Annotated in this window: 11 protein-coding genes; 9 read left to right on the forward strand and 2 right to left on the reverse strand. The window is 69.8% G+C overall.

Annotated elements, in window-relative coordinates; genetic code table 11:
* Positions 1-5 precede the first annotated feature (5 nt).
* The 7 genes from J7520_RS14780 (at position 6) to J7520_RS14810 (ending at position 12,122) form a co-directional block, all read left to right on the forward strand.
* Positions 6-554 carry an ECF-type sigma factor gene (locus J7520_RS14780; RefSeq protein ID WP_291189607.1) on the forward strand — a complete coding sequence of 183 codons (549 nt, stop codon included), beginning with the start codon at positions 6-8 and terminating at the stop codon, positions 552-554.
* 61 nt (positions 555-615) lie between these two features.
* On the forward strand, positions 616-3,393 hold the full coding sequence (locus J7520_RS14785) for a serine/threonine-protein kinase (protein ID WP_291189609.1): 2,778 nt from the start codon (positions 616-618) through the stop codon (positions 3,391-3,393).
* 188 nt (positions 3,394-3,581) lie between these two features.
* Positions 3,582-4,208: a hypothetical protein gene (locus tag J7520_RS14790; RefSeq protein ID WP_291189611.1), complete on the forward strand. Its 627-nt coding sequence runs from the start codon at positions 3,582-3,584 to the stop codon at positions 4,206-4,208.
* A 180-nt stretch (positions 4,209-4,388) separates the two neighbouring features.
* Positions 4,389-6,659 (forward strand): hypothetical protein, encoded by a 2,271-nt coding sequence (locus J7520_RS14795; RefSeq protein ID WP_291189613.1) that lies wholly within the window; start codon positions 4,389-4,391, stop codon positions 6,657-6,659.
* A 243-nt stretch (positions 6,660-6,902) separates the two neighbouring features.
* Positions 6,903-9,203 (forward strand): NADP-dependent malic enzyme, encoded by a 2,301-nt coding sequence (locus tag J7520_RS14800; RefSeq protein WP_291189615.1) that lies wholly within the window; start codon positions 6,903-6,905, stop codon positions 9,201-9,203.
* Positions 9,200-10,393: a hypothetical protein gene (locus tag J7520_RS14805; protein ID WP_291189617.1), complete on the forward strand. Its 1,194-nt coding sequence runs from the start codon at positions 9,200-9,202 to the stop codon at positions 10,391-10,393. Before J7520_RS14800 ends, J7520_RS14805 begins: the two co-directional genes overlap by 4 nt.
* A 304-nt stretch (positions 10,394-10,697) precedes the next feature.
* On the forward strand, positions 10,698-12,122 hold the full coding sequence (locus J7520_RS14810; protein ID WP_291189619.1) for an ATP-binding protein: 1,425 nt from the start codon (positions 10,698-10,700) through the stop codon (positions 12,120-12,122).
* Positions 12,123-12,171: 49 nt separating this feature from the next.
* Here J7520_RS14810 and J7520_RS14815 read toward each other — a convergent pair whose 3' ends face one another.
* On the reverse strand, positions 12,172-14,220 hold the full coding sequence (locus tag J7520_RS14815) for a hypothetical protein (protein ID WP_291189621.1): 2,049 nt from the start codon (positions 14,218-14,220) through the stop codon (positions 12,172-12,174).
* 234 nt (positions 14,221-14,454) lie between these two features.
* Positions 14,455-15,588 (reverse strand): glycoside hydrolase family 18 protein, encoded by a 1,134-nt coding sequence (locus tag J7520_RS14820; protein WP_291189623.1) that lies wholly within the window; start codon positions 15,586-15,588, stop codon positions 14,455-14,457.
* A 483-nt stretch (positions 15,589-16,071) separates the two neighbouring features.
* Here J7520_RS14820 and aceE point away from each other — a divergent pair, with 483 nt between their 5' ends.
* Positions 16,072-18,771, forward strand: coding sequence for a pyruvate dehydrogenase (acetyl-transferring), homodimeric type (gene aceE / locus J7520_RS14825; RefSeq protein ID WP_291189625.1), 2,700 nt, complete (start codon positions 16,072-16,074; stop codon positions 18,769-18,771).
* Positions 18,772-19,031: 260 nt separating this feature from the next.
* Positions 19,032-21,368 carry a DUF3772 domain-containing protein gene (locus J7520_RS14830; protein WP_291189627.1) on the forward strand — a complete coding sequence of 779 codons (2,337 nt, stop codon included), beginning with the start codon at positions 19,032-19,034 and terminating at the stop codon, positions 21,366-21,368.
* Positions 21,369-21,423 lie beyond the last annotated feature (55 nt).

Below are 21,423 nucleotides of genomic sequence, written 5' to 3' on the forward strand. Positions count from 1 at the left end.
TCGACGTGTCCGAATCATCCGTACCCGTCCGTGCCGAGCCGCCGACGTCGTCGTCGGCCGCGAACGAGCTGTTCGAGACCCTGTACGGGCGGTTGAAGCGGCTCGCCAGCCGCCAGCTCGCCGCCGGCGGGCACGCCACGCTCGATCCGACCGTGTTGGTGCACGATCTTTATCTGCGCATCGGCGCGAAATCCGAGCTCGCGTTCGCGCATCCCGCGCAGTTCTTCACCTACGCCGCGCAGGCGATGCGCCACCTGCTGTGCGACCGCGCGCGCGTGCGGATGAGCCAGCGCGCCGGCGGCGACTGGGTGCGCGTCACGCTGACCGCCAGCGACGAGCGTCTCGTGCTCGACAGCGCGGCGCAGGCGCTGGCGCTCGATCGAGGCTTGCGCCGGCTCGCCGAAGAAGACGCGCGCGCGGCGCAGGTGGTCGAACTGATCTACTTCGGCGGCCTGACGCTGGAGCAGGTCGCGCAGATGCTCGGCCTCGCGCGCCGCACGATCGACCGCGACTGGCAGTTCGCGCGCGCGTTCCTGCGCACCGATCTGGAGTAGGCGCCGGCGCGTACGTCGCAACCGGCCGCGCGCGGCCGTTTCCCGGGTCATGGAGCCTGCCGTGCCTTCGATTCGCGACCTCTACGAATCCGCTCTCGTCCTGCCCGTCGCCGAGCGCGATGCCTGGCTCGCTGCGCACTGCGCGGACGAGACGTTGCGCCGGCGCGTGGGCGCGATGCTCGAAGCGTCCGCGTCGACCGATCCGCTGGCGCGGCCGCTCGACCAGTTGGCAGCCGCGCTCGACGCGGACGAGGCGCCGGTCGCGCTGCCGTCCGGCGGGCGCATCGGCCCGTTCGAACTGCTCGACGTGCTCGGCCACGGCGGCTTCTCGACCGTGTACCGCGGCGTGCGAGGCGTCGAGGGCGTGGCGCAGGAGGTTGCGATCAAGCTGCTGCACCGCGGCTTGCAGACGGCCGCCTCGCGGCGCCAGTTCCGTCGCGAACAGCGCGCGCTGGCGCAGCTGCGCCATCCCAACATCGCGCGCCTGATCGAAGGCGGCGTGACCGACGCGGGATTGCCGTACATCGCGCTCGAGCTGGTCGGCGGCGAACGCATCACCGAGCACGTGCGTCGGCTGCGGCTCGACCTGCGCGAGCGGCTGGAATTGTTCCTGGTCGTGTGCGCCGCGGTCGAGGCCGCGCATCGCTCGCTGATCGTGCATCGCGATCTCAAGCCCGCCAACGTGCTGGTCACCGGCGAAGGCCACGTCAAGCTGCTCGACTTCGGCATCGCCAAGCTGCTCGACGAGGTCGACGAAGACGACGCCACGCGCACCGGCCACCAGCCGTTCACGCCGGCGTACGCCGCGCCGGAACAGCGCGCGGGCGCGCCGGTGACCACCGCGACCGACGTCTACGCGCTCGGCGTGCTGCTCGGCGAACTGATCAGCGGCCAGCGGCTCAACGACGGCAAGGGCGCGACGCCGGCTTCGTACATCTCCGGCGACGAACCGGACGGCATGCTGCCCGAGCCGGCGGCGATCCTGCGCCGCCGCCTGCGCGGCGACCTCGGCGCGATCGTGCAGAAGGCGCTCGCCGATTCTCCCGAGCGTCGCTACGCCTCGGCGGCGGGCCTCGCCGACGACGTGCGGCGCCTGCTCGAGGAGCGGCCCGTGTCGGCGCAGAAGCCGACGCGCTGGTACCGCGCGCGGCGTTTCGTGCAGCGGCATCGCGCTGGCGTCGGCATGGCGGCGGCGTTCGTGCTGGCGCTGCTCGGCGCGTTCGCGGCGGTGGTATGGCAGGGGAACGTGGCGCGGCGGGAGGCCGAACGCGCCGGAAGTATGCGCGACTTGCTGCTGGACGTGTTCCGTGCCGCCGAGCCGGCGGGCCCACGCCTGGCGCCGCCGAGCGTGGCCGACGTCGTCGAGGCGGCCGTCGGCCGCCTGCGCAAAGCCGACGGATTGCGGCCCGACGTGCGCATCGAATTGGTAGCTGCCCTCGGTGGCGTGCTCGGCAAGCAGGGGCGGTTGCAGCAGGCGGAGGAATTGCTCGAGGCGAACCAGCGCGAAGCCGCCACGCTCCTGCCGGCCGCGCATCCGATCCGTGCCGAAGCCGGCCTTGCCCATGCTGCGGTGTTGGTCGATGCCGGTCGCCGCGGCGAGGCGCGGGCTACGATGGACGCCTTGCTCGCCGAATGGCCGCGTGCGAACGGCGCCGATCTGCGCGCGCGTGCACTGACCGCCTCGGTCATGCTGCGCACACACGAGCTGGAGCGTGAGCGCGCCCTGGTGGAATCCGCCGAAGCGCTCGATACCTGTGCCGGCGGAGCTTGCCGCGTGCCGACGCACATTGCCGCGCTGATCGCACGCGGCGAGGCGTTCTCCGCGAACTACGACGATGCGTCGGCGATTGCGCCTCTCGAAGCGGCACTGGCCTCGCAGCGCAGCCTGTACGAAGGGCCGCACGTCGAAACGGCGAACATCCAGCGCCTGCTCGGGTTGGCGCTCGGGCGACTCGGGCAGGGCGATCGCGCCGAGGTGGCCGCCCGCGAGGCGCTGGCGATCGTGGAGGCGAGCTTCCCCGATCCGCACTATCGGCGGGTCGAGGCGCTGTCTTCTCTCAATCTGGTCCTGATGGATCGTTACAAGATGGACGAGGTTCTGCAGTTGTCGCAGCGACTGGTCGCGATGCGCTCGGCGACCCTCGGGCCGGACCATCCGAAGGTAGCCTTCGACTACAACAACCTCGGCGCCCTGCGTGCGCGCGTCGGCGACTACGCGGCGGCGGAGCGGGAATTCCGCGCGGCGCTGGACATCGTCGAGGCACGCCATCCCGGCTCGATGCAGGCGACGATCTACCGCGGCAACCTTGCCGGCCTGCTCGCCTTGCGCGGCGATCCCGCGGGCATGCCGATGCTGCGCGACGTGATCGCCGCACTGCGCGCCCAGCCCGAGCCAAGCTCCGACATGATCTGCGCGATGCTGGAGAAGCTCGGTCGCGCCGCCTTCGTGCATGGCGATGCGGCGGGTGCCCTGGCGGCGTATGGTGACGCCGACGCGATCTATCGCGATTCAGCCGTGAACGAGAAGCATCGCGTGTATACCCGCGTCGGGCTCGGGCGTGCGTTGGCCCTGGCCGGCCGCCGCCATGAAGCGGTCGAGCAGCTCGAACTCGCGCTCGCACGCATGAGCTATCCACCCGACGGCCAGGTGCCGGTGCGCGTGGAAGCGCGCGCGGCACTCGCCGATCTGCTGCGGGAAGCGGGGCGCGCCGAAGAAGCTCGGCCGCTGGCTTTGCAGGCGACGGAGGAGGCGCGGCGCATCGGACGCCTCCCGTCCTACGTGCAGGACGCGGTCGATCGCGTCGGAGCGCCGCAGCGACCGGCCGGCCAATCGGAGTAGCGAGTCCTTCCCGGCGCCGTCGCCGGTACCGTCGAAGGGTTCTTCGCCCACGCCGACGATTCGACGCACGATGGCTTCGACGGCGAGCCGCGCCTCCGCACGCCGGGCATTCGCCTGTCGCAAAGCCCATCGTTCCTTCGTTGTTCCTCGATGCCGGCGCCGTGTCCGGCATCACGAGGAAATCCATCATGCGTCCATCGCTGCGCACTCGCGCGCTTCGTCTTTCAGCCCTGCTGGCGGCCTTCGCCGGCGTCGCTCTTGCTGAGCCGCCCAACCTCGTCGCCAACGGCGATTTCGATCGCAGCCTCGAGGACTGGGAACGTCTCGGCGCAGTCGCCGATTCGCTCTGGTCGGGCGAGGACGTCGATCTCGATCCGGCATCCGGCTCGATCTGGGTCAGGAACCGGTTGCTCCAGCCGGAGTTCCTGGTGGTGCGGCGCCAATGCATCGCGCTCGCCGAGCCGTCGCATGCTTATCTCGTCGGCGCGAGCCTGCAGATCGACTTGAAATCGGTGCCCGGAAGCGGCGTGTTCGCCGATTTCCGCTTCTACGAGAACGCCGATTGCAGCGGTTCGAGCAACGGCGATGCCGTCGTCGCGGAGGCGCCGGGCTGGAGCTTGCGGACGATGACGTTTCGGCCGGAAGACTTGTGGTTCGACGCCGGATCGCTGGAAGTGACGCTCGGCGCCTTCAAGAACGAGCGGAGCGAAGGCCAGGCCAGCGGCTACGTCGACGCGGTCTTCGCGTATGCCGACGGCCTGATGCGCGACGGTTTCGACGGCGGCCGGGAACCGGACCGGTCGGATCAGCCGTGACGCGGGCGGGTGCCGTCGCGACACGCGGTCCGTCCGTCACCTCGGCGGCGGATTCGCGTCGGTGCTTCGCGCGACTGCCTTCCCGTTTCGCCGACGACGAGAGCGCGTGTCGCAATCTGCGCCCTGCGTCCGTTATCCGGGCAAGACGGCATTCGGCCGCTTGCATCGAGGAACGAAGACATGAGCGTGAAGGATCGGCTGCCGCGCATCGCCGCGGCAATGGTATTGGCGGCGGGCTTCGTCACGCATCGAACCGATGCGGCGACACTCACCGTCGGCAACGACACCAATTGCCAGTACGGCAACGTGCAGAGCGCGGTCGACGCACTGACGGCCGGCGGCACGCACGAGATCCGCATCAAGAGCAACCTGTACGAAGGTCAGGCAGTGAGAATCGACAACCGCTCGGTGCGGCTGGTCGGCGGCTACGCCAACTGCTCGGCGGCGGCACCGACCGGCGTCAGCACCTTGAGCGGCGTCGGCGGCGGCCACGACAGCGTGGTCACGATCACCGGCAACAGCAACGACGTGATCCTGGAGAACCTGTCGATCATCAAGGGCGATGAAGTCTCCGACGGCGTCGGCGGCGGCGTGGACTTCCGCGGCGGCGGCACGTTGCGCGTGCGCGCGAGCTCCATCAGCAACAACTACGCCGGCTACGGCGGCGGCATCAGCTTCACCGGCACCGCCGCCACGCGCGCGCAACTGCGCCTCGAGGCCGGCACGCTGATCCTCAACAACGTCGCGCAGTATTCCGGCGGCGGCATCCGCGTGGAGGGCAATGCGCGCCTGCAGATCACCGACGACAACGTGCTGATCAGCGGCAACGAGGCGAAGGGTGTCAACCCGGCCACCAACACGCCCACCTACGGCTACGGCGGCGGCATCCTCGTGTTGATGCCGGCGGACGCCGACATCGGCTCGCCCGGCCTCGGCAATGGCGGTCTGATCACCGAGAACACGGCGCGCTACGGCGGCGGCATAGCGATGTCCTCGGAACTCGACGTCTTTTCGGGCGTCGTGCGCCTGTTCACGACCGATGCCTCGCGCCCCTTGCGCATTCGTGGCAATCGCGCCACGAACACGGGGGGCGGCCTATATCTGCGCGGTCCCAATCTGTTGCGCGGATTCGACTTTCGTATCGACGGAAACCGCGCGCAGGAGGGCAGCGCGATCTACGCAGATACGGCAGATACGCCGGGTGTGGCGAATGTCGCTCTGAATGGAGGTCTGGAGCGCAACATCACCAGGCCGACCGATCTCGGCGCCGTGCCTTGCAGCGCTGCCGTCGCGTGCAATCTGATCGACGGCAACATTGCCGAGACGGTGGCGGGGCAGGCGACGACGGGCGCTGCGGTGTTGACGCAGACGCAAGGCATCGTCGAGATCAATCGAACGACTTTCAGCAAGAATCGCGGCGGCCAGGTGGCGCGCAATTTCGGCTTTACCGTGCTGCTCAATGCTTTGATCGCCGACAATGTCGTGACCGGCTACCTGCTGCGTCAGGAATCCAATGGGGCGACGTGGGACCTTCACGTCGAAAACAGCACCATCGCCGGCAATTCGATCGGCGCGGCGCACGTGATCTCCGCCAGCGGCGACATCGTGCTGAGCCGCTCGATCTCGTGGCAGCCGGGCCGGAACACGCTCATCCAGCCCGATGGTTCCAAGCGCGTCGGCAACGTGCTCGCCAACGAGACCATTTCCATCGGCGGACCCACCGGCACGATCGTGAATGGCGATCCGCTGTTCGTGGACGCCGCTCGCGGCGACTACCGGCCGCACGCGGCTTCGCCCGCCGTGGACTTCGCTTCCAGCGGCGGCGGCCCCGATCTCGCCGGCAATACGCGCGGCTTCGATCTGCCGATCAGGCCGAACTGGCAAGGAACCGGCGACCTCGGCGCCTACGAGCGCGTGGACGTGGCGCCGCTGGTGCGCAACGGCCAGTTCGACGGTGACCTGCGGCTCTGGTCCACCGATGCCCACGCGACGTGGGACGCGATCAATCACGTCGGACCGGGCGGCTCCGGCTCGCTGCGCATCGGCGGCACGCTCGCCACCGACGAGCAGGCGGTGGCCACCCAATGCGTGCGCGTGCCGGGGCCGGGGCTCTACCGCCTCGAGGGCTGGGGGCGCTCGGTGCCGTTCAGCGTCTTTGCCGGCGACCGCGTGTCGATCGGCTGGAGTTACGCAGCGAGCGACGGCGCCGGCGATTGCAGTTCCGTGCCGATCGCCTTCGGCGAGCGGCTGGTCACGACGACGGAAAACTGGACCGCCGTGGAACCGATGCTCATCGATGCGACCTCGTGGACGCGCAGCGCGTACGTGCTGATCCGGTTGATCGTCCAGAACCGCACGCTCGCGAGCCGCTCGGCGCGCGGCTACTTCGACGGCATCACGCTCGCACCCGCCGGCGACGACACGATCTTCAGGAACGGCTTCGACGGTTGAGTTTTCCCAGGCGGGCCCGTGGCATCTCCCCCTCGGCATGCCGAGGCCACGGGCTCGTTTTTTCCTTTCCTTACGCGGCGTCGAGCCGGAAGATGCCGGGCGGCGGCTCGCGCGGGCGCGCTGCGCGATCTTGCCGCACGGCACGGATGCTCCCGTGGCAGGGAGCCGCGAGGCGCGGTGCTATAGTCCGGCGCTGATCCCCCAACGCAGCACGCGCCTCTGCCGCGTGCGTCCACGGACGCCATGTCGACGATCGAAGAACTCAAGAAGGCCGCTCTCGACTACCACCGCAAAGAACCCGCCGGAAAGATCAAGGTCACCTCGACCAAGCCGGTCGTGACCCAGCGCGAACTCTCGCTCGCCTACTCGCCCGGCGTCGCCGCCGCGTGCGAGGAGATCGTGCGCGATCCGGGCGAGGTCGCCACGCTGACCGCGCGCAGCAACCTGGTCGCGGTCATCACCAACGGCACCGCCGTGCTCGGCCTGGGCAACATCGGCCCGCTGGCCGCCAAGCCGGTGATGGAAGGCAAGGGCGTCTTGTTCCAGAAGTTCGCCGGCATCGACGTGTTCGACCTGGAGATCGCCGAGAACGATCCGGACAAGCTGGTCGACATCATCGCCAGCCTCGAACCGAGCTTCGGCGGCATCAACCTCGAGGACATCAAGGCGCCGGAGTGCTTCGAGGTCGAGAAGAAGCTGCGCGAGCGCATGAAGATCCCGGTCTTCCACGACGACCAGCACGGCACCGCGATCATCGTCGGCGCCGCGGTCATCAACGCGCTGCGCGTGGCCGGCAAGGACATCGGCGAGATCAAGCTGGTCTCCACCGGCGCCGGAGCGGCCGGCATCGCCTGCCTGGACATGCTGGTGGGGCTCGGCGTCAAGCCCGAGAACATCTGGGTCGCCGACCGTCTCGGCGTGGTCTACAAAGGCCGCGTGGAGGAAATGGACCCGAACAAGTGCCGCTACGCGCGCGACACCGACGCGCGCACGCTCGATCAGATCATCGACGGCGCCGACGTGTTCCTCGGCCTCTCCGCGCCGGGCGTGCTCAAGGCCTCCATGGTCGAGCGCATGGCCGAGCGGCCGATCATCCTCGCGCTGGCCAACCCGACGCCGGAGATCCTGCCCGAGGAAGCGCGCGCGGTGCGCCCCGACGCGATCATCGCCACCGGCCGTTCGGACTATCCGAACCAGGTCAACAACGCGCTGTGCTTCCCGTACATCTTCCGCGGCGCGCTCGACGTCGGCGCGACGGTGATCAACGAGGCGATGAAGATCGCCTGCGTCCACGCGATCGCCGAACTGGCGCGGCGCGAGTCGAGCGACGTCGCCGCGCGCGCCTACGGCGGACGCACGCTGACGTTCGGGCCGGACTACCTGATTCCGCAGCCGTTCGATCCGCGCCTGATCGTGCAGCTGGCGCCGGCGGTGGCGAAGGCGGCGATGGATTCGGGCGTCGCCACGCGACCGATCGAGGACCTGCGCGCGTACTGGGAGAAGCTCAACCAGTTCGTGTTCCGCACCACCTTGCTGATGAAGCCGGTGTTCGCGCGCGCCAAGTCCGACCCCAAGCGCGTCGTCTACGCCGAGGGCGAGGAGGAGACCGTGCTGCGCGCGGTGCAGGCGGTGGTCGACGAGGGCATCGCCAGGCCGATCCTGATCGGCCGGCCGTCGGTGATCGAGTCGCGCATCCAGCGCCTGTCGCTGCGGCTCAAGCCCGGCGTCGACTTCGAGCTGTGCAACATCGAGAGCGATCCGCGCTTCAAGGACTACTGGTCGCTGTATCACGAGCTGATGGAGCGCCGCGGCGTCACGCCGGACAGCGCCAAGGCGATCGTGCGCTCGCGCGCGACGGTGATCGCCGCGCTGATGCTCCGTCGCGGCGAGGCCGACGCGCTGATCTGCGGCATGGTCGGCCGCTACCACAAGAAGCTCGGCTATCTGCGCGGCATCGTTCCTCTCGATCCCGGCGTCGAGAACGTCTCGGCGATGAGCGCGGTGTTCAACGATCGCGGCGTGTTCTTCTTCCTCGACACGCACGTCGCGCTCGATCCGGACGCCGAGCGCATCGCCGCGTCGGCCGCGCAGGCCTCGCTGCGGCTGAAGCTGTTCGGCATCACGCCGAAGGTGGCGATCCTGTCGCATTCCAATTTCGGCAGCCACGACGACGTCAGCGCGCAGAAGATGCGCCGCGTGGTCGAATTGCTGCGCGAGCGCCTGCCCAAGGTCGAGATCGAGGGCGAGATGCACGCCGACACCGCGCTCAATCCGGAGGTGCGCGAGCGCCTGTTCCCGAATTCGCGCCTGTCCGGTTCGGCCAACGTGTTCGTCTGCCCGAACATGGATTCGGCCAACATCGCCTTCAACATGACGCGCGTGATGACCGACGGCGTGGTGCTCGGGCCGATCCTGATGGGCTTCTCCAAGCCGGCCCACGTGCTGACGCCGGCCGCGACCGTGCGCCGCGTGTTCAACATGACCGCGCTGGCGGTGGTGGAGGCGCAGATCCGCGAGCAAGTGGCGGCGAAACCCGGGTCGTGAGGCGGCGCGCGCTGCTGCACGTCGGCGCAGGCCTGGCCGGCGCGGCCTTGCTGGCGCCGCTCCTGCCTGCGCGCCGCGCGCGGGCCGAAGCGTCCGCGTATCGGAAGGTCGACGCCGCGCCGTTGCGCCGCGCGTTCGCGCCGCCGGCGCAGGCGCCGGAACTGCTGCTCGCCTTCGCGCGCTGGTTGAACGCCGAAGCGCCGCCCGGCTTGCCGCTGGCGGACGGCCTCAGCGGCGACGACGGCGAATGGACGGCGCGCTTCAACGACTACTGGATCGAGGAAGGCGCGGACCTGTCCGAGACGTTCGCGATTTTCCTCGCGATCGGCGACGGCGGCGACGTCGCGCTGTGGAATCGCGACGGCGGGCCGAGCGCGCAATGGCCGGTGGTGCTGATCGGCGGCGAAGGCGAGGCGGTGGTGCTGGCTGATTCCTTCGCCGGCTTCCTCGCGCGCCTCGCGACGGCGCAGTTCGACGAGCCCGACGCCGGCGAGGCGGGCTGGTTCTCGTGGAGCGAGTTCCAGACCGGCATCGAGAACGACGCCGAGGACACGAGCGCGGAAGCGCGCGCCGATCTCGCCGCCGCACGCCGCGCGCGCCAGGCGCTCGGCGAATGGCTGCGCCGGCAGACCGGCCAGGACGACCTCGCCGCATTGGCGCGGCGCCGAGTGCCGCGCGACGCGCTGCGCCAGCGCTTCGACACGCATATGAAAGCCGTGCACGAGCGCCAGCGCGCCAGCGCCGACTGGCGCGCCTTGCGCGCGCTGGTGCAGCCGGACCGGCCGAAGGGATACCGCGGCAGCTACGACGATCTGCACGTGGTCTGCGCCGACGACTTCTTCCGCGTCGGCACGATGTCCCGGCGCGGCCGCCGCTTCGTCCCCTACGCGCGCAGCGCCGAGATCGAGCCGCTGATCCGCGCGCTGCGCGAGGATCGCGCGCGCCGCTTTCCCGCGCACGGGCTGTGGTTCCACGCGCGCTTGCGTGTCTACACCGCCGACACCGCATCCGACCCGCAGCAACCCGGCCTCGTCGATCTGATTGCGCAGTATCTCGACGACGCCTCGGACATGTCCTGGCTGCCACGCCCGCCCGCGGCGGCGATCCGCGCCGATTGCGCGCGCCGTCCGCGCAGCGAATGGTGGACGCCGGGCTGGCTGAAGGCGGTGCTGGCGAAGCCGCCCTCCTGACGCGCTTGCGCGCAGCCGGCGCGGAGCGCCTTCGCGGCATCGGCCGCTTCGGTTATCTTGTTCGGCACATTTTCCTGTTCCGAATCCTTTCCACAATTTCCAACGCCGGGGCGATGCCGGAGCCTCGCGAAGCTTCGTCATTCCCGCCGAAACGGGAACCCGTGGCGCTCTCCATCGAGCCGGGAACCAGAATTGGATTCCCGCATTGGCGGGGACGACGGCGAGCGAAGCCTTTCGTCGACGTTTCCGGATCGTGCGCCGCGGCCGGACGAGACGGCGCCACGCCGCCAGAGAGGCCAGCCGCATGTCAGACCTTCCCTCCCCGCCGTCGATCGAAGGCGCGCCGTCCCCGAACGCGGCCACCGCGCCGCCGAGCGGCCCCGCCGGCTGGCTTTGGCGCGCGCCGATCGCCGATCCGGTCGATCGGCGCAACGCGCCGATGCTGCAGGTCGTGCTGCTGATCCTCGGCTCGCTGCCGCCGCTGCTGTGGGCGTATCGGATTCTGCTGTCGGGGATTCCCTGGCGCGCGGAGGAGACAGCGAGCGTGATCATGAGCCTGTCGGTGAGCGCGTTCGCGCTGTTCGGCGTGGCGCTGATCCGGCGCGGCCGCTTCCAGTGGGCGATCCGCCAGACGCTGGCGCTGCTCGCGCTGGTGATGATCCTGAGCTACGCGCTCGAAGGTACCAGCCGGCAAGGCTACGAACAGCCGCTCGCGGTGGTCTGGATGGTGCTGGCCGGACTGATGGTGGGCCGCCGCGCGCTGTGGCTGATGTACGCCTGCGTGCTCGCCGCCTTCGTCGCCGGCGGCTTCGTCGACGCCGGTCGCGGCAATCCGATCGACACGCCGATGAACGTCACCATCAGCATCGTCATCAGCGCGACGATCTTCCTCCTGATCGCGATCGTCATCGACCGCAGCGTGCGCGCGCTGCGCGAGAGCCTGGCCGACGCGAATCGTCGCGGCGACGCCCTGGCGTCGGCAAATCGGCGCCTCGAAGCGGAGATGGCCGAACGCGAGAAGGTGCAGCAGCAACTGGTGCATGCGCAGAAGGTCGAGGCGGTCGGCCGCCTCGCCAGCGGCGTCGCGCACGACTTCAATCACCTGCTCAGCCTGATCCTCGGCTACGCGGCGAAAGGGCGCCGGCTCGAGGATGCGGCCGAGCTGAAGAAGGCGCTCGAAGGCGTCGAAGCCGCCGGCCGCCGCGCCACCGCGGTGACGCAGAAGCTGCTCAGCTTCGGCCGCCGTGAGGCGGCGCGCAGCGAGCGCTTCGATCTCGGCGAGGCCATGCGCGACCTGCAGCCGATGCTGCGCCAGCTGTTCGATCCGGACGTGCGCATCGTCTACGACGTGCCCGCGACGGTGCTGCCGATCCAATTCGATCGCGCGCAGTTCGATCTGGTCGTGATCAGCCTGGCGGCGAACGCGAACGACGCGATGCCCGACGGCGGCCGCTTCGAGGTGACGCTGCGTGCCAGCGCCGACGGCGCGCACGCCGAGCTGAGCTTGCGCGACAGCGGCCACGGTTTCGGCGAGGACGTGCGTGCGCGCCTGTTCGAGCCGTTCTTCACCACCAAGCCGGCCGGTCGCGGCACCGGGCTCGGCCTGTCGGTCGCGCACGATCTGGTGCGCGCCGCCGGCGGCTGCATCGCGGTCGACGCCGCGCCCGGTCAGGGCGCCCTGTTCCGCATCGTGCTGCCGCTGGCGGAACGCGCGCTGGCCGAAGCCTGAGCGCACGACGCCGGCGGGCGTAGTGCGATCCAAGCGGGGCGCGCTCGATTCAGGGCGCGATCTCGATGCGGTTGCCGCCACCGGCGAGATCGCGATTCAACGTGATCCACAATTCGTTCGCGCCGCTGCGGATCGACGGGAAATAGTCGACGTCGCGCGTCAGCGCGGCGCCGTTCCACTTCAGCGACGACGGCAGCGCGCCGGTGTAGCCGCGCACGATCAGCAGCGGGTGGCGCAACGTGCCGGCGCCGACGCCGATGTTCGCGTCGAGGCGGTTGCCGCTGGCCTGGAAGGTCAGCGCGCCGTAGACCGGGTCGTAGCCGGCCGGCTGGTAGGTCACCAGGCTCGCGTCCGCGATGCCGGCCGCGCCTTGCGCGATCACGCTGCCGACGCTGGCGCCGAGGGTGAGGCTCTGGATCGTCTCGATCTGGCGCACTTGCGCGCCGACCGGGTCGGCGCTGTGCGCGCCGAGCACGATGTAGACCGAATAGCTCTTCTTCGGCCAGCCCGGCGCGCGCGGGTCGCCGGGCAGGGCGGTACCGTTGCCGCCGCCGCCATAGGCCGCGTTGCCGCGGACCTGATAGCTCTGCTGGCCGAGGAAGCCGAAGTTGGTGCCCCAGGCGAGGCGCGCGTTGCGCGTCGGTCCGCCGTACAGCTCGTAGTTGATCGACTGGTACGGCCAGTTGTAGTCGCACGGCATCGCGTAGACGGAGCCGGGATCGGTGCAGCCGTTGCCCTGCGCGCTGGTGCGGTTCCACAGGTCCTGGCCCCAGTAGCCGCCGGCGTCCTGCTGGCGGATCGTCTGCGTCTGCACCAGGCCCATCGTCGCGTCGACGCCGCTGGTCCACAGCGTCACGAACGGAATCGTATTCGGCTGGTTCCAGCTCCAGCTGCTGGCGAAACTGACCGGATCGGTGCTGCTGGCGAAGCGGTAGTAGTCGCCCCAGGCGACGCCGCCGATCGTCGCGCGTGCCGCGTCGTTGGCGGCGCCGTCGATGCGCAGCTGGCCGTAGGGTGCGCGCGAATCGTCTTCGAGCCGGTTCACCGGCACGCCGGACAGATCCCAGGTCACCGCCCACAGCGGATCGTCGCGGCCGGTCGAGAATACCCAGTCGATCGTCACCGGCACGTCGTACTGCTGCGCCGGCGCCGCGGTGGTGCAGTAGCGCGGGTAGGCCAGGGTGAAGCGGAAGATCGCGTGATGGCGTCCTTCGAATACGCGCTGGAACTGGCCAGGCGTGAAGTGGCCCAGGCTGGAAGAGTCGCCGCCGCCGGTGCAGGTGTCCTCGTGCGCCGTGTGCGAGACGACGTAGCCGAAGCCGCCGAAGCTGTCGTCGGTCGGCCGCACCACGCGCGTGGCCGCGCCGGCCTGGTAGCGGAATTCGCGCAGCTCGCCGCCGCGCGAGCCGTTCGGCGTGCTGCCGGCGTCGTTGTGCGCGAGCACCGCCGCGCGCGGCCGGTTGGCGCTGTCGCGCCAGCCGAAGCGGTCGCCGGAGAGGCCGTCGATCGGCGCGTCGCGCGCGATCGTCAGCAGCGCGCCGCCGTCGAAGCCGTCGGCGAAGATCGGATCGGCGGTGGCGGCGGGCGAGGTCAGGACGACGTCGTCGACGTAGACGGTCGGCTGCGTGCCGGCCGATTCGCTCTGGATGTCGATGCGGTCGAACTGGCCGAGCGCGGCCAGGGCCGGGATCGAGGCCAGCGGCACGCTCACCTCGCGCCAGGCGTTCGCCGCCGGCGCACCACCGGCGATGTAGCCGTTCAACGGCACGTCGGCCGAGGTGCCGGCACCGCTGTTCTGCAGGAACAATTGCAGTTGCTGGCCGCCGGCGCTGCCGCCGTGGATCCAGAAGTGCAGGCCCGCATACTGGGCGAAGCCGAACGCGCCGCCGTCGTGGAAGAACGAGAGCGCGTTGTAATTGCTGCCGGCCAGGCTGATCGAGCGCGTGCCCGAGTGCACCGGCGCGGCATTGGCGAAATTGCTGCCGCCGCCGTAGGAGTAGTCCTGGAACGCGTTGCGCAGCGCGTCGTCGTAGACGACCAGGTCGGCGCTCGCCTCGGCCGCATGGGCGAGGACGATGCCGAGAACGAGTACGGCCAAGCATTTGCCAGGATTCATGCGTTTCCCCCGGTGAAGGACCCGCAGCGGCGCATCCCGTACCGCTGCGGGCAGGCCGCTGCGCTTGCGCGGCGCGGCCGTGCCGGGATCGACGAGCGATGTCGTGGCTCCATTGCCCGATCCGGCCTTGGATCGGGCGGCGGCCTGCTCCCCAGCCGTCCGCCTGGAGTCGTCCCGCCGGCTATATACGCCGTTTCGCTCGCGCAAAGGACATGGTCAGGGCAGAAAGCTGGTGCGGATCGCCTCCAGCAGCGGATCGCGCTGTCCGGCGGGCGCATCCGGCAGGTGGCCCTGGCCGATCGTCCAGATGATCAGGCTGCCCAGTCCCTGTTCCTTCGCCCAGGCGCCCTTGTCGGCGAGCGACTGCGCGTCTTCGTAGCTGAGGAAGTTGCAGCCCTGCGGACCGAGGCCGCCGGCCGAGGACAGGTACGGCACGTGCGCCGTCGCGTCCCATCGTCGCGCGGCCGGCGTCAGGTACTGCTGCGCGATGACGGAATAGGAGAACTCGCCGTCGCTGCCGACGATCCAGCCCGGGGTCTGGTGCGGCTCGGTCACGTCGCGCCAGCACACGCCGTAGAAGCCGCTGCCGACGCCGAGCTTCGCCGCCGGAACGCCGGAGGCGAGGTAGTAGGCGACGCTGCCGGAAATCGACGACGGCGTCTCTCCCGTCTGGCCGTGCAGCGCGGAGCTGTGCCAGCTCTGCCAGCCGTCGGCCGGCCATTCCATGTCGTAGCTCATGACGTTGAGGCGATCGAACAGCGGCGCGATCTGACCCCACCACGGATCGGGCGTGGCGAAATTGGTGTTGATCCAGCCGACCGGCACGGTGAGGATCGCGCCCGGCACGCGTGCGCGGATCGTGTGCACGAGCGCCACGAAGTCGTCGCGGTCGCTGTCGGCGAGCGGCTCCCAGTCGAGGTCGAAGCCGTCCACGTTCCAGGACGCGAAGACGTCGTGCAGCGCATCGGCAAGCCGGTCGCGGCCCTGCTGCGTGCGCGCGGCGCCGCGCCAGCCGTCGATCTCGCCGGCGCCGCCGATCATGATGATCGCCTTGCGGTTCGCGGCGTGCGCCGCGGCGACGGCGGAGGCCGCCCACTGCGGGCCTTCCACGTCGTCGATGTCGAAGTCGCGCGTCAGGCTGCCGTCGGCCAGCGGGCGCATGCGGCCGATCATCAGGTGCGTGACCGCGCGGAAATCGATGTCCTCCGGCGCCAGCAGCGAGCGCTCGTAGCCGACGAAGTAGCCCTGCACCCAGCGCGACGGATCGAAGCCGTCGGCGAAGATCGCATCGCCCGCGTGGACGGACGGGGCGGCGAGGCAGAACAGGCAGGCGAGGCGGGCGGCATGCATCGAGTTGGCTCCGGAATGGCATTGTCGATTTCAGCAGAACGGAAAAACCGCCTCGAAGCACTCATTCCCTTGCGGGTCCCCCGCGGTGGTCGGGCGCGACGCGGCGGGCAAGGCACTTCGGGGCGCCGCGACGGTCGTCATTCCCGGCAGCGGGAATCGATCTTGCTCTTGATTGCACTGGAAAAGATCGAAATGGATCCCCGCTTTCGCGGGGATGACGAAAGGAGAGAGGGATGGCGAAAGGACGAAGGGGACGACGAAGGAGGCAAGGTGACGCGCGGCGGCCTTCCGCCGTTCCGCAGGATCGGACTCGTGCGTCACGCGCATGCGCGCAGCACATACGCAGGCGCACGCGGCTATGCGGCATGCGAATGCCGCACCGTCTCGGTACACTCACCGCTTCGCCACGCGCGCGCGTGATCCGCTTCGTCCGACGCGGTCCGCGCGCGGCGCAGTGCGCGCTCGCACACGGAGAATCCCGCAATGAATCAGCTCAACGACATCCTCGACCAGGACCTCGACCCGACCGAAACGCAGGAGTGGACCGATGCGTTGAAGGGGGTCATCAACGCCGACGGCACCGACCGCGCGCACTACCTGCTCGAGCGGATGGTCGACGAGACGCGTCGCGCCGGCGGCTACCTGCCGTTCGAGATGACGACCGAGTACGTCAACACGATCCCGCCGCACCTGGAAGCGCGCTCGCCCGGCGACGCGGCGATGGAATGGCGCATCCGCTCGCTGATCCGCTGGAACGCGATGGCGATGGTGGTGCGCGCGAACCGTAAGCCGGGCGATCTCGGCGGCCACATCGCCAGCTTCGCCTCCTCGGCGACGCTGTACGACGTCGGCTTCAACCACTTCTGGCGCGCGCCGAGCGACAGCCATCCGGGCGACCTGATCTTCCACCAGGGCCATTCCAGCCCGGGCGTGTACGCGCGCTCGTTCCTCGAGGGCCGCATCAGCGAGGAGCAGCTCGACTACTTCCGCATGGAAGTCGCCGGCCACGGCAAGGGCCTGTCCTCCTATCCGCATCCGTGGCTGATGCCGGAATACTGGCAGGTGCCGACGGTGTCGATGGGCCTGGGTCCGCTGCAGGCGATCTACCAGGCGCACTTCATGAAGTACCTGGAGAACCGCGGCCTGATCGCGCCGAGTGATCGCAAGGTGTGGTGCTTCCTCGGCGACGGCGAGACCGACGAGCCCGAGTCGCTCGGTGCGATCTCGCTGGCCGGGCGCGAGGGACTGGACAACCTGATCTTCGTCATCAACTGCAACCTGCAGCGCCTCGACGGTCCGGTGCGCGGCAACGGCAAGATCATCCAGGAGCTGGAAGGCAACTTCCGCGGCGCCGGCTGGAACGTGATCAAGCTGATCTGGGGCAGCTACTGGGATCCGCTGCTCGCGCGCGACACCAGCGGCAACCTGCGCAAGATCATGATGGAGACCGTCGACGGCGAGTACCAGAACTGCAAGGCCTTCGGCGGCGCGTACACGCGCGAGCACTTCTTCGGCAAGACGCCGGAGACGCGCGAGCTGGTCGCCAGCCTGTCCGACGACGACATCTGGCGCCTGAACCGCGGCGGCCACGATCCGCACAAGGTCTACGCGGCCTATCACCAGGCGAGCCAGACCAAGGGCATGCCGACGGTGATCCTGGCCAAGACGGTCAAGGGCTACGGCATGGGCGCGGCGGGCGAGTCGCAGAACCCGACGCACCAGCAGAAGAAGCTCGACAACGAGGCCGTGCGCGCGTTCCGCGACCGCTTCAACATCCCGGTCGCCGACGACAAGGTCGACGAGGTGCCGTACTACCACCCGGGCAAGGACTCGCCGGAAGTGCAGTACCTGCTCGAGCGGCGCAGGGCGCTCGGCGGCTTCCTGCCGCAGCGGCGCACCAAGAGCGCCTCGATCGCGGTGCCGGACCTGTCGGCGTTCGAGCAGATCACCAAGGGCAGCGGCGAGCGCGAGATCTCCACCACGATGGCGTTCGTGCGCGGCATCAACCTGCTGCTGCGCGACAAGCAGGTCGGCCCGCGCATCGTGCCGATCGTCGCCGACGAAGCGCGCACGTTCGGCATGGAAGGCATGTTCCGCCAGATTGGCATCTACGCGCCGTTCGGCCAGAAGTACAAGCCGGTCGATGCCGACCAGCTGATGTACTACCGCGAGGACCAGAAGGGCCAGGTGCTGCAGGAAGGCATCAGCGAGCCCGGCGCGATGAGCGCGTGGATGGCGGCGGCGACGAGCTATTCCAACAGCAACGTGCCGATGCTGCCGTTCTACATCTACTACTCGATGTTCGGCTTCCAGCGCATCGGCGACCTCGCCTGGGCCGCCGGCGACATGCGCGCGCGCGGCTTCCTGGTCGGCGGCACCTCCGGCCGCACCACGCTGAACGGCGAAGGCCTGCAGCACGAGGACGGCCACTCGCACCTGCTCGCAGGCGCGATCCCGAACTGCCGCGCCTACGACCCGACCTTCTCCTACGAAGTCGCGGTGATCGTGCAGGACGGCGCGCGCCGCATGCTGCAGGAACAGGAAGACGTCTACTACTACGTCACCGTGATGAACGAGAACTACGCGCATCCGGACCTTCCGGCCGGCGCGGAAGCCGACATCGTCAAGGGCATGTATTTGTTCCGCGACTCGGGCAAGGGCAAAGGCAAGAGCAAGGTGCCGGTGGTGCAGCTGCTCGGCTGCGGCACGATCCTGCGCGAGGTGATCGCGGCGGCGGAACTGCTCGAGAAGGAGTTCGGCGTCGCCAGCGACATCTGGTCCTGTCCGAGCTTCACGGAACTGCGCCGCGACGGCTTCGCCGTCGAGCGCTGGAACCGCCTGCATCCGATGGAGAAGAAGCCGCGCACGGCGCATGTCACGGCGTGCCTGGAAGACCGCGCCGGCCCGGTGATCGTCGCGACCGACTACGTGCGCGAGTACGCCGACCAGATCCGCGCGTTCATGCCGGACGGCAAGCGCTACACCGTGCTCGGCACCGACGGCTTCGGCCGCAGCGACACGCGCGCGAACCTGCGTGCGTTCTTCGAAGTCGACCGCTACTGGGTCGCGCACGCCGCGATCGCCGCACTCGCCGCCGAGGGCAAGATGAATCCCGAGGACGTCGCGCGCGCGATCAAGCTGTGGAAGCTCGATCCGGAAAAGCCCAATCCCGTGACGGTCTGAGATCCCGACGCGGGGCATTTCTCCCGCGGGAGCGGTTTTCCTCCGACTTCCCTCACCACAACCCTCTCCCGCAAGCGGGAGAGGTCGCGCCGCAGGCGCGGGTGAGGGATGCGCCGGCGAAACCGTTCGGCGAATGCGCGCTCTTTCCGCCGCACTGCGCACGCTCGTCCCGCCGCGCGCCGCCATCGGCCCTGAAGCCCCGCCGAATCGCCGTATCGCGTTCGATTGACGCCCCAGGCAGGCGCTTCGATGATGCGCGGATGCCTTCGATCCAGCGTCTTCTTTTCCTGTGCCTCCTGCTGCTCGCGGCGCCGTGCTTCGCGCAGGCGCCCGACGCGGCGAAAGTCGTCGACGATGCGCGCCAGCAGACCGCCGACATCCGCAAGCAGCTCGCCGCGGGCGACGTCGACGACGCCAAGCTCGGCCAGTTCCGCGAAGCGGCCGTCGCCTTCGGCGCGCAGGCGGAAGCGCTCGTCGCCGACCGCGCGCCGAAGCTCGCCGCGATCCAGGCGCGCCTGACCGAACTCGGCCCCGCGCCGCCGAAGGGCAGCAGCGAGGCGCCGGACATCGCCGCCCAGCGCAACGACCTCACCAAGCAGGCCGCGGCGCTCGACGCGGAGATCAAGCGCGCCAAGGTGATGGCGCTGGACAGCGAGCAGCTGACCGGCGAGATCGCCGAAGCGCGCCGCGCGAACTTCCAGGCGCAGCTGTCGCAGCGCACGGCCTTTCCGTTGACGCCGTCGTTCTGGAGCGACGGCGCCGGCGCCCGCCTGGCGTCGCTGCGCGACGGCTTCCTGGTCGCCCTGGGCGATGCGTTCGCGCCGGACAACCGCGGCTTCGCCGTCGCCGGCCTGCTGCTCGGCCTGGCGCTGTTCGGGCTCGGCCGCTGGTGGGCGGTGCGCGCGCTGATGCGCCTGACCGCCGGCCGCGTTCCGCAGGGCCGGCTGCGCCGCTCGGCGTTCGCGCTGGCGATCGTGGCCGTCACCACCGTGTTCACCGGCTTCGGCGTGCAGGTGGTGATGCTCGGGCTCGACTGGCACGGCGCGTTCTCCGGCGCGGAACGCGCGTTGGCCGACGTCATCGTCGGTGCCGCGTACTTCGGCAGTTTCGTCTCCGGCCTGGGCTACGCCCTGCTGTCGCCGGCGCGTCCGTCGTGGCGCCTGCCGGCGATTCCCGACGTGATCGCGCGCCGCCTGCGCTTCGCGCCGCCGCTGTTCGGCGTCGCGGTGGCGCTCAGCATCCTGTCCAACCGGATCGCCAAGCTCATCGTCGGCGGCAGCCTGACGGCGACCATCACGGTGAGCTTCGTGGTGGCGATCCTCTACGGCGTGCTGATCGCCTGGGTGCTCGCGCGCTGCGGCGTCGTGCGGCCGCAGGAGGGCGAGGCCGAGGCCGCGCCGCGCCCGGCGTGGCTCGGCATCGCCATCGCCGTGTACTGGCTCGGCGCGATCGTCACCGTGGCGGCGGCCCTGCTCGGCTACGTCGCGTTCGCCATCCTGCTGGCGCGGCAGATGATGTGGCTGCTGATCGTGGTGGCGGCGCTGTACCTGCTGGTGCGGCTGGTCGAGGACTTCTGCGCGACGGCGCTGTCCTCGCGCGCGGCGTGGGCGCAGCGCACGCTCGGCCTCGAGCCGCGCACGCTCGACCAGTTCGCCGTGGTGCTGTCGGGCGCGTTCCGCGTCTTCGTGTTCCTGTTCGCGCTGGTGATCGCGTTCGTGCCGTTCACCGAGCCTTCCGATCTGGTCGCGCGCGGCAGCCGCCTCGGCGGCGGCATCCAGCTCGGCCAGATGGAAGTCACGCCGACCGCGGTGTTCGGCGCGCTGCTGGTGTTCGCGCTCGGCTGGCTGGTCGTGCGCATGCTGCAGCGCTGGCTCGGCGAACGCTTCCTGCCGACCACGCGCATGGATCCGGGCATGCGCAATTCCGTCACGACCCTGCTCGGCTACGTCGGCATCGTCGTCGTCGTCGCGCTGGCGCTGTCGGCGCTCGGCCTGTCGCTCGAACGCATCGCCTGGGTCGCCAGCGCGCTGTCGGTCGGCATCGGTTTCGGCCTGCAAGCGATCGTGCAGAACTTCGTCTCCGGCCTGATCCTGCTCGCCGAGCGGCCGGTCAAGGTCGGCGACTGGGTCGTGCTCGGCGACACCGAGGGCGACATCCGCCGCATCAACGTGCGCGCGACCGAGATCCAGATGGCCGATCGCTCGACCGTGATCGTGCCGAACTCCGAACTGATCACCAAGAGCGTGCGCAACGTGACGCTGGCGAACGCCGAGGGGCGCGTGCAGTTCCGTCTGCCGCTGCCGCTCGACACCGACGCCGAGCAGGTGCGCGAACTGGTGTTCGTGTCGATCCGCGCGCATCCGGGCGTGTTCGAGAAGCCGGCGCCGTCGGTGTTGCTCGAGGGCATCCAGAACGGCAGTCTGGTGCTGCTGGTCACCGCCTACATCGCCAGCCCGCGCCAGTCCGGCTCGGTGCGCAGCGACCTCCTGTTCGACCTGCTGGCGCGCCTGCGCGCGGCCGGCATCGCGCTGTCGACGCCGTACGACGTGAAGCTGCGCGGCGCCGATGCGGCGTCGGTGGAATCGGTTCGGGATTGAGGGCAGAAGCGATTGGACGCGGATTGACGCGGATGAGCGCGGATTTTTCTTGAAG

The sequence above is a fragment of the Dokdonella sp. genome (genome assembly GCF_017744955.1).
Taxonomy (GTDB): domain Bacteria; phylum Pseudomonadota; class Gammaproteobacteria; order Xanthomonadales; family Rhodanobacteraceae; genus Dokdonella_A.

Bases quoted from the DNA above. Each gene is read 5' to 3' on its own strand.
- J7520_RS14800 (WP_291189615.1), top strand. From the start codon at position 6,903: ATGTCGACGATCGAAGAACTCAAGAAGGCCGCTCTCGACTACCACCGC.
- J7520_RS14810 (WP_291189619.1), top strand. From the start codon at position 10,698: ATGTCAGACCTTCCCTCCCCGCCGTCGATCGAAGGCGCGCCGTCCCCG.
- J7520_RS14795 (WP_291189613.1), top strand. From the start codon at position 4,389: ATGAGCGTGAAGGATCGGCTGCCGCGCATCGCCGCGGCAATGGTATTG.
- J7520_RS14790 (WP_291189611.1), top strand. From the start codon at position 3,582: ATGCGTCCATCGCTGCGCACTCGCGCGCTTCGTCTTTCAGCCCTGCTG.
- J7520_RS14820 (WP_291189623.1), bottom strand. From the start codon at position 15,588: ATGCATGCCGCCCGCCTCGCCTGCCTGTTCTGCCTCGCCGCCCCGTCC.
- J7520_RS14830 (WP_291189627.1), top strand. From the start codon at position 19,032: ATGCCTTCGATCCAGCGTCTTCTTTTCCTGTGCCTCCTGCTGCTCGCG.
- aceE (WP_291189625.1), top strand. From the start codon at position 16,072: ATGAATCAGCTCAACGACATCCTCGACCAGGACCTCGACCCGACCGAA.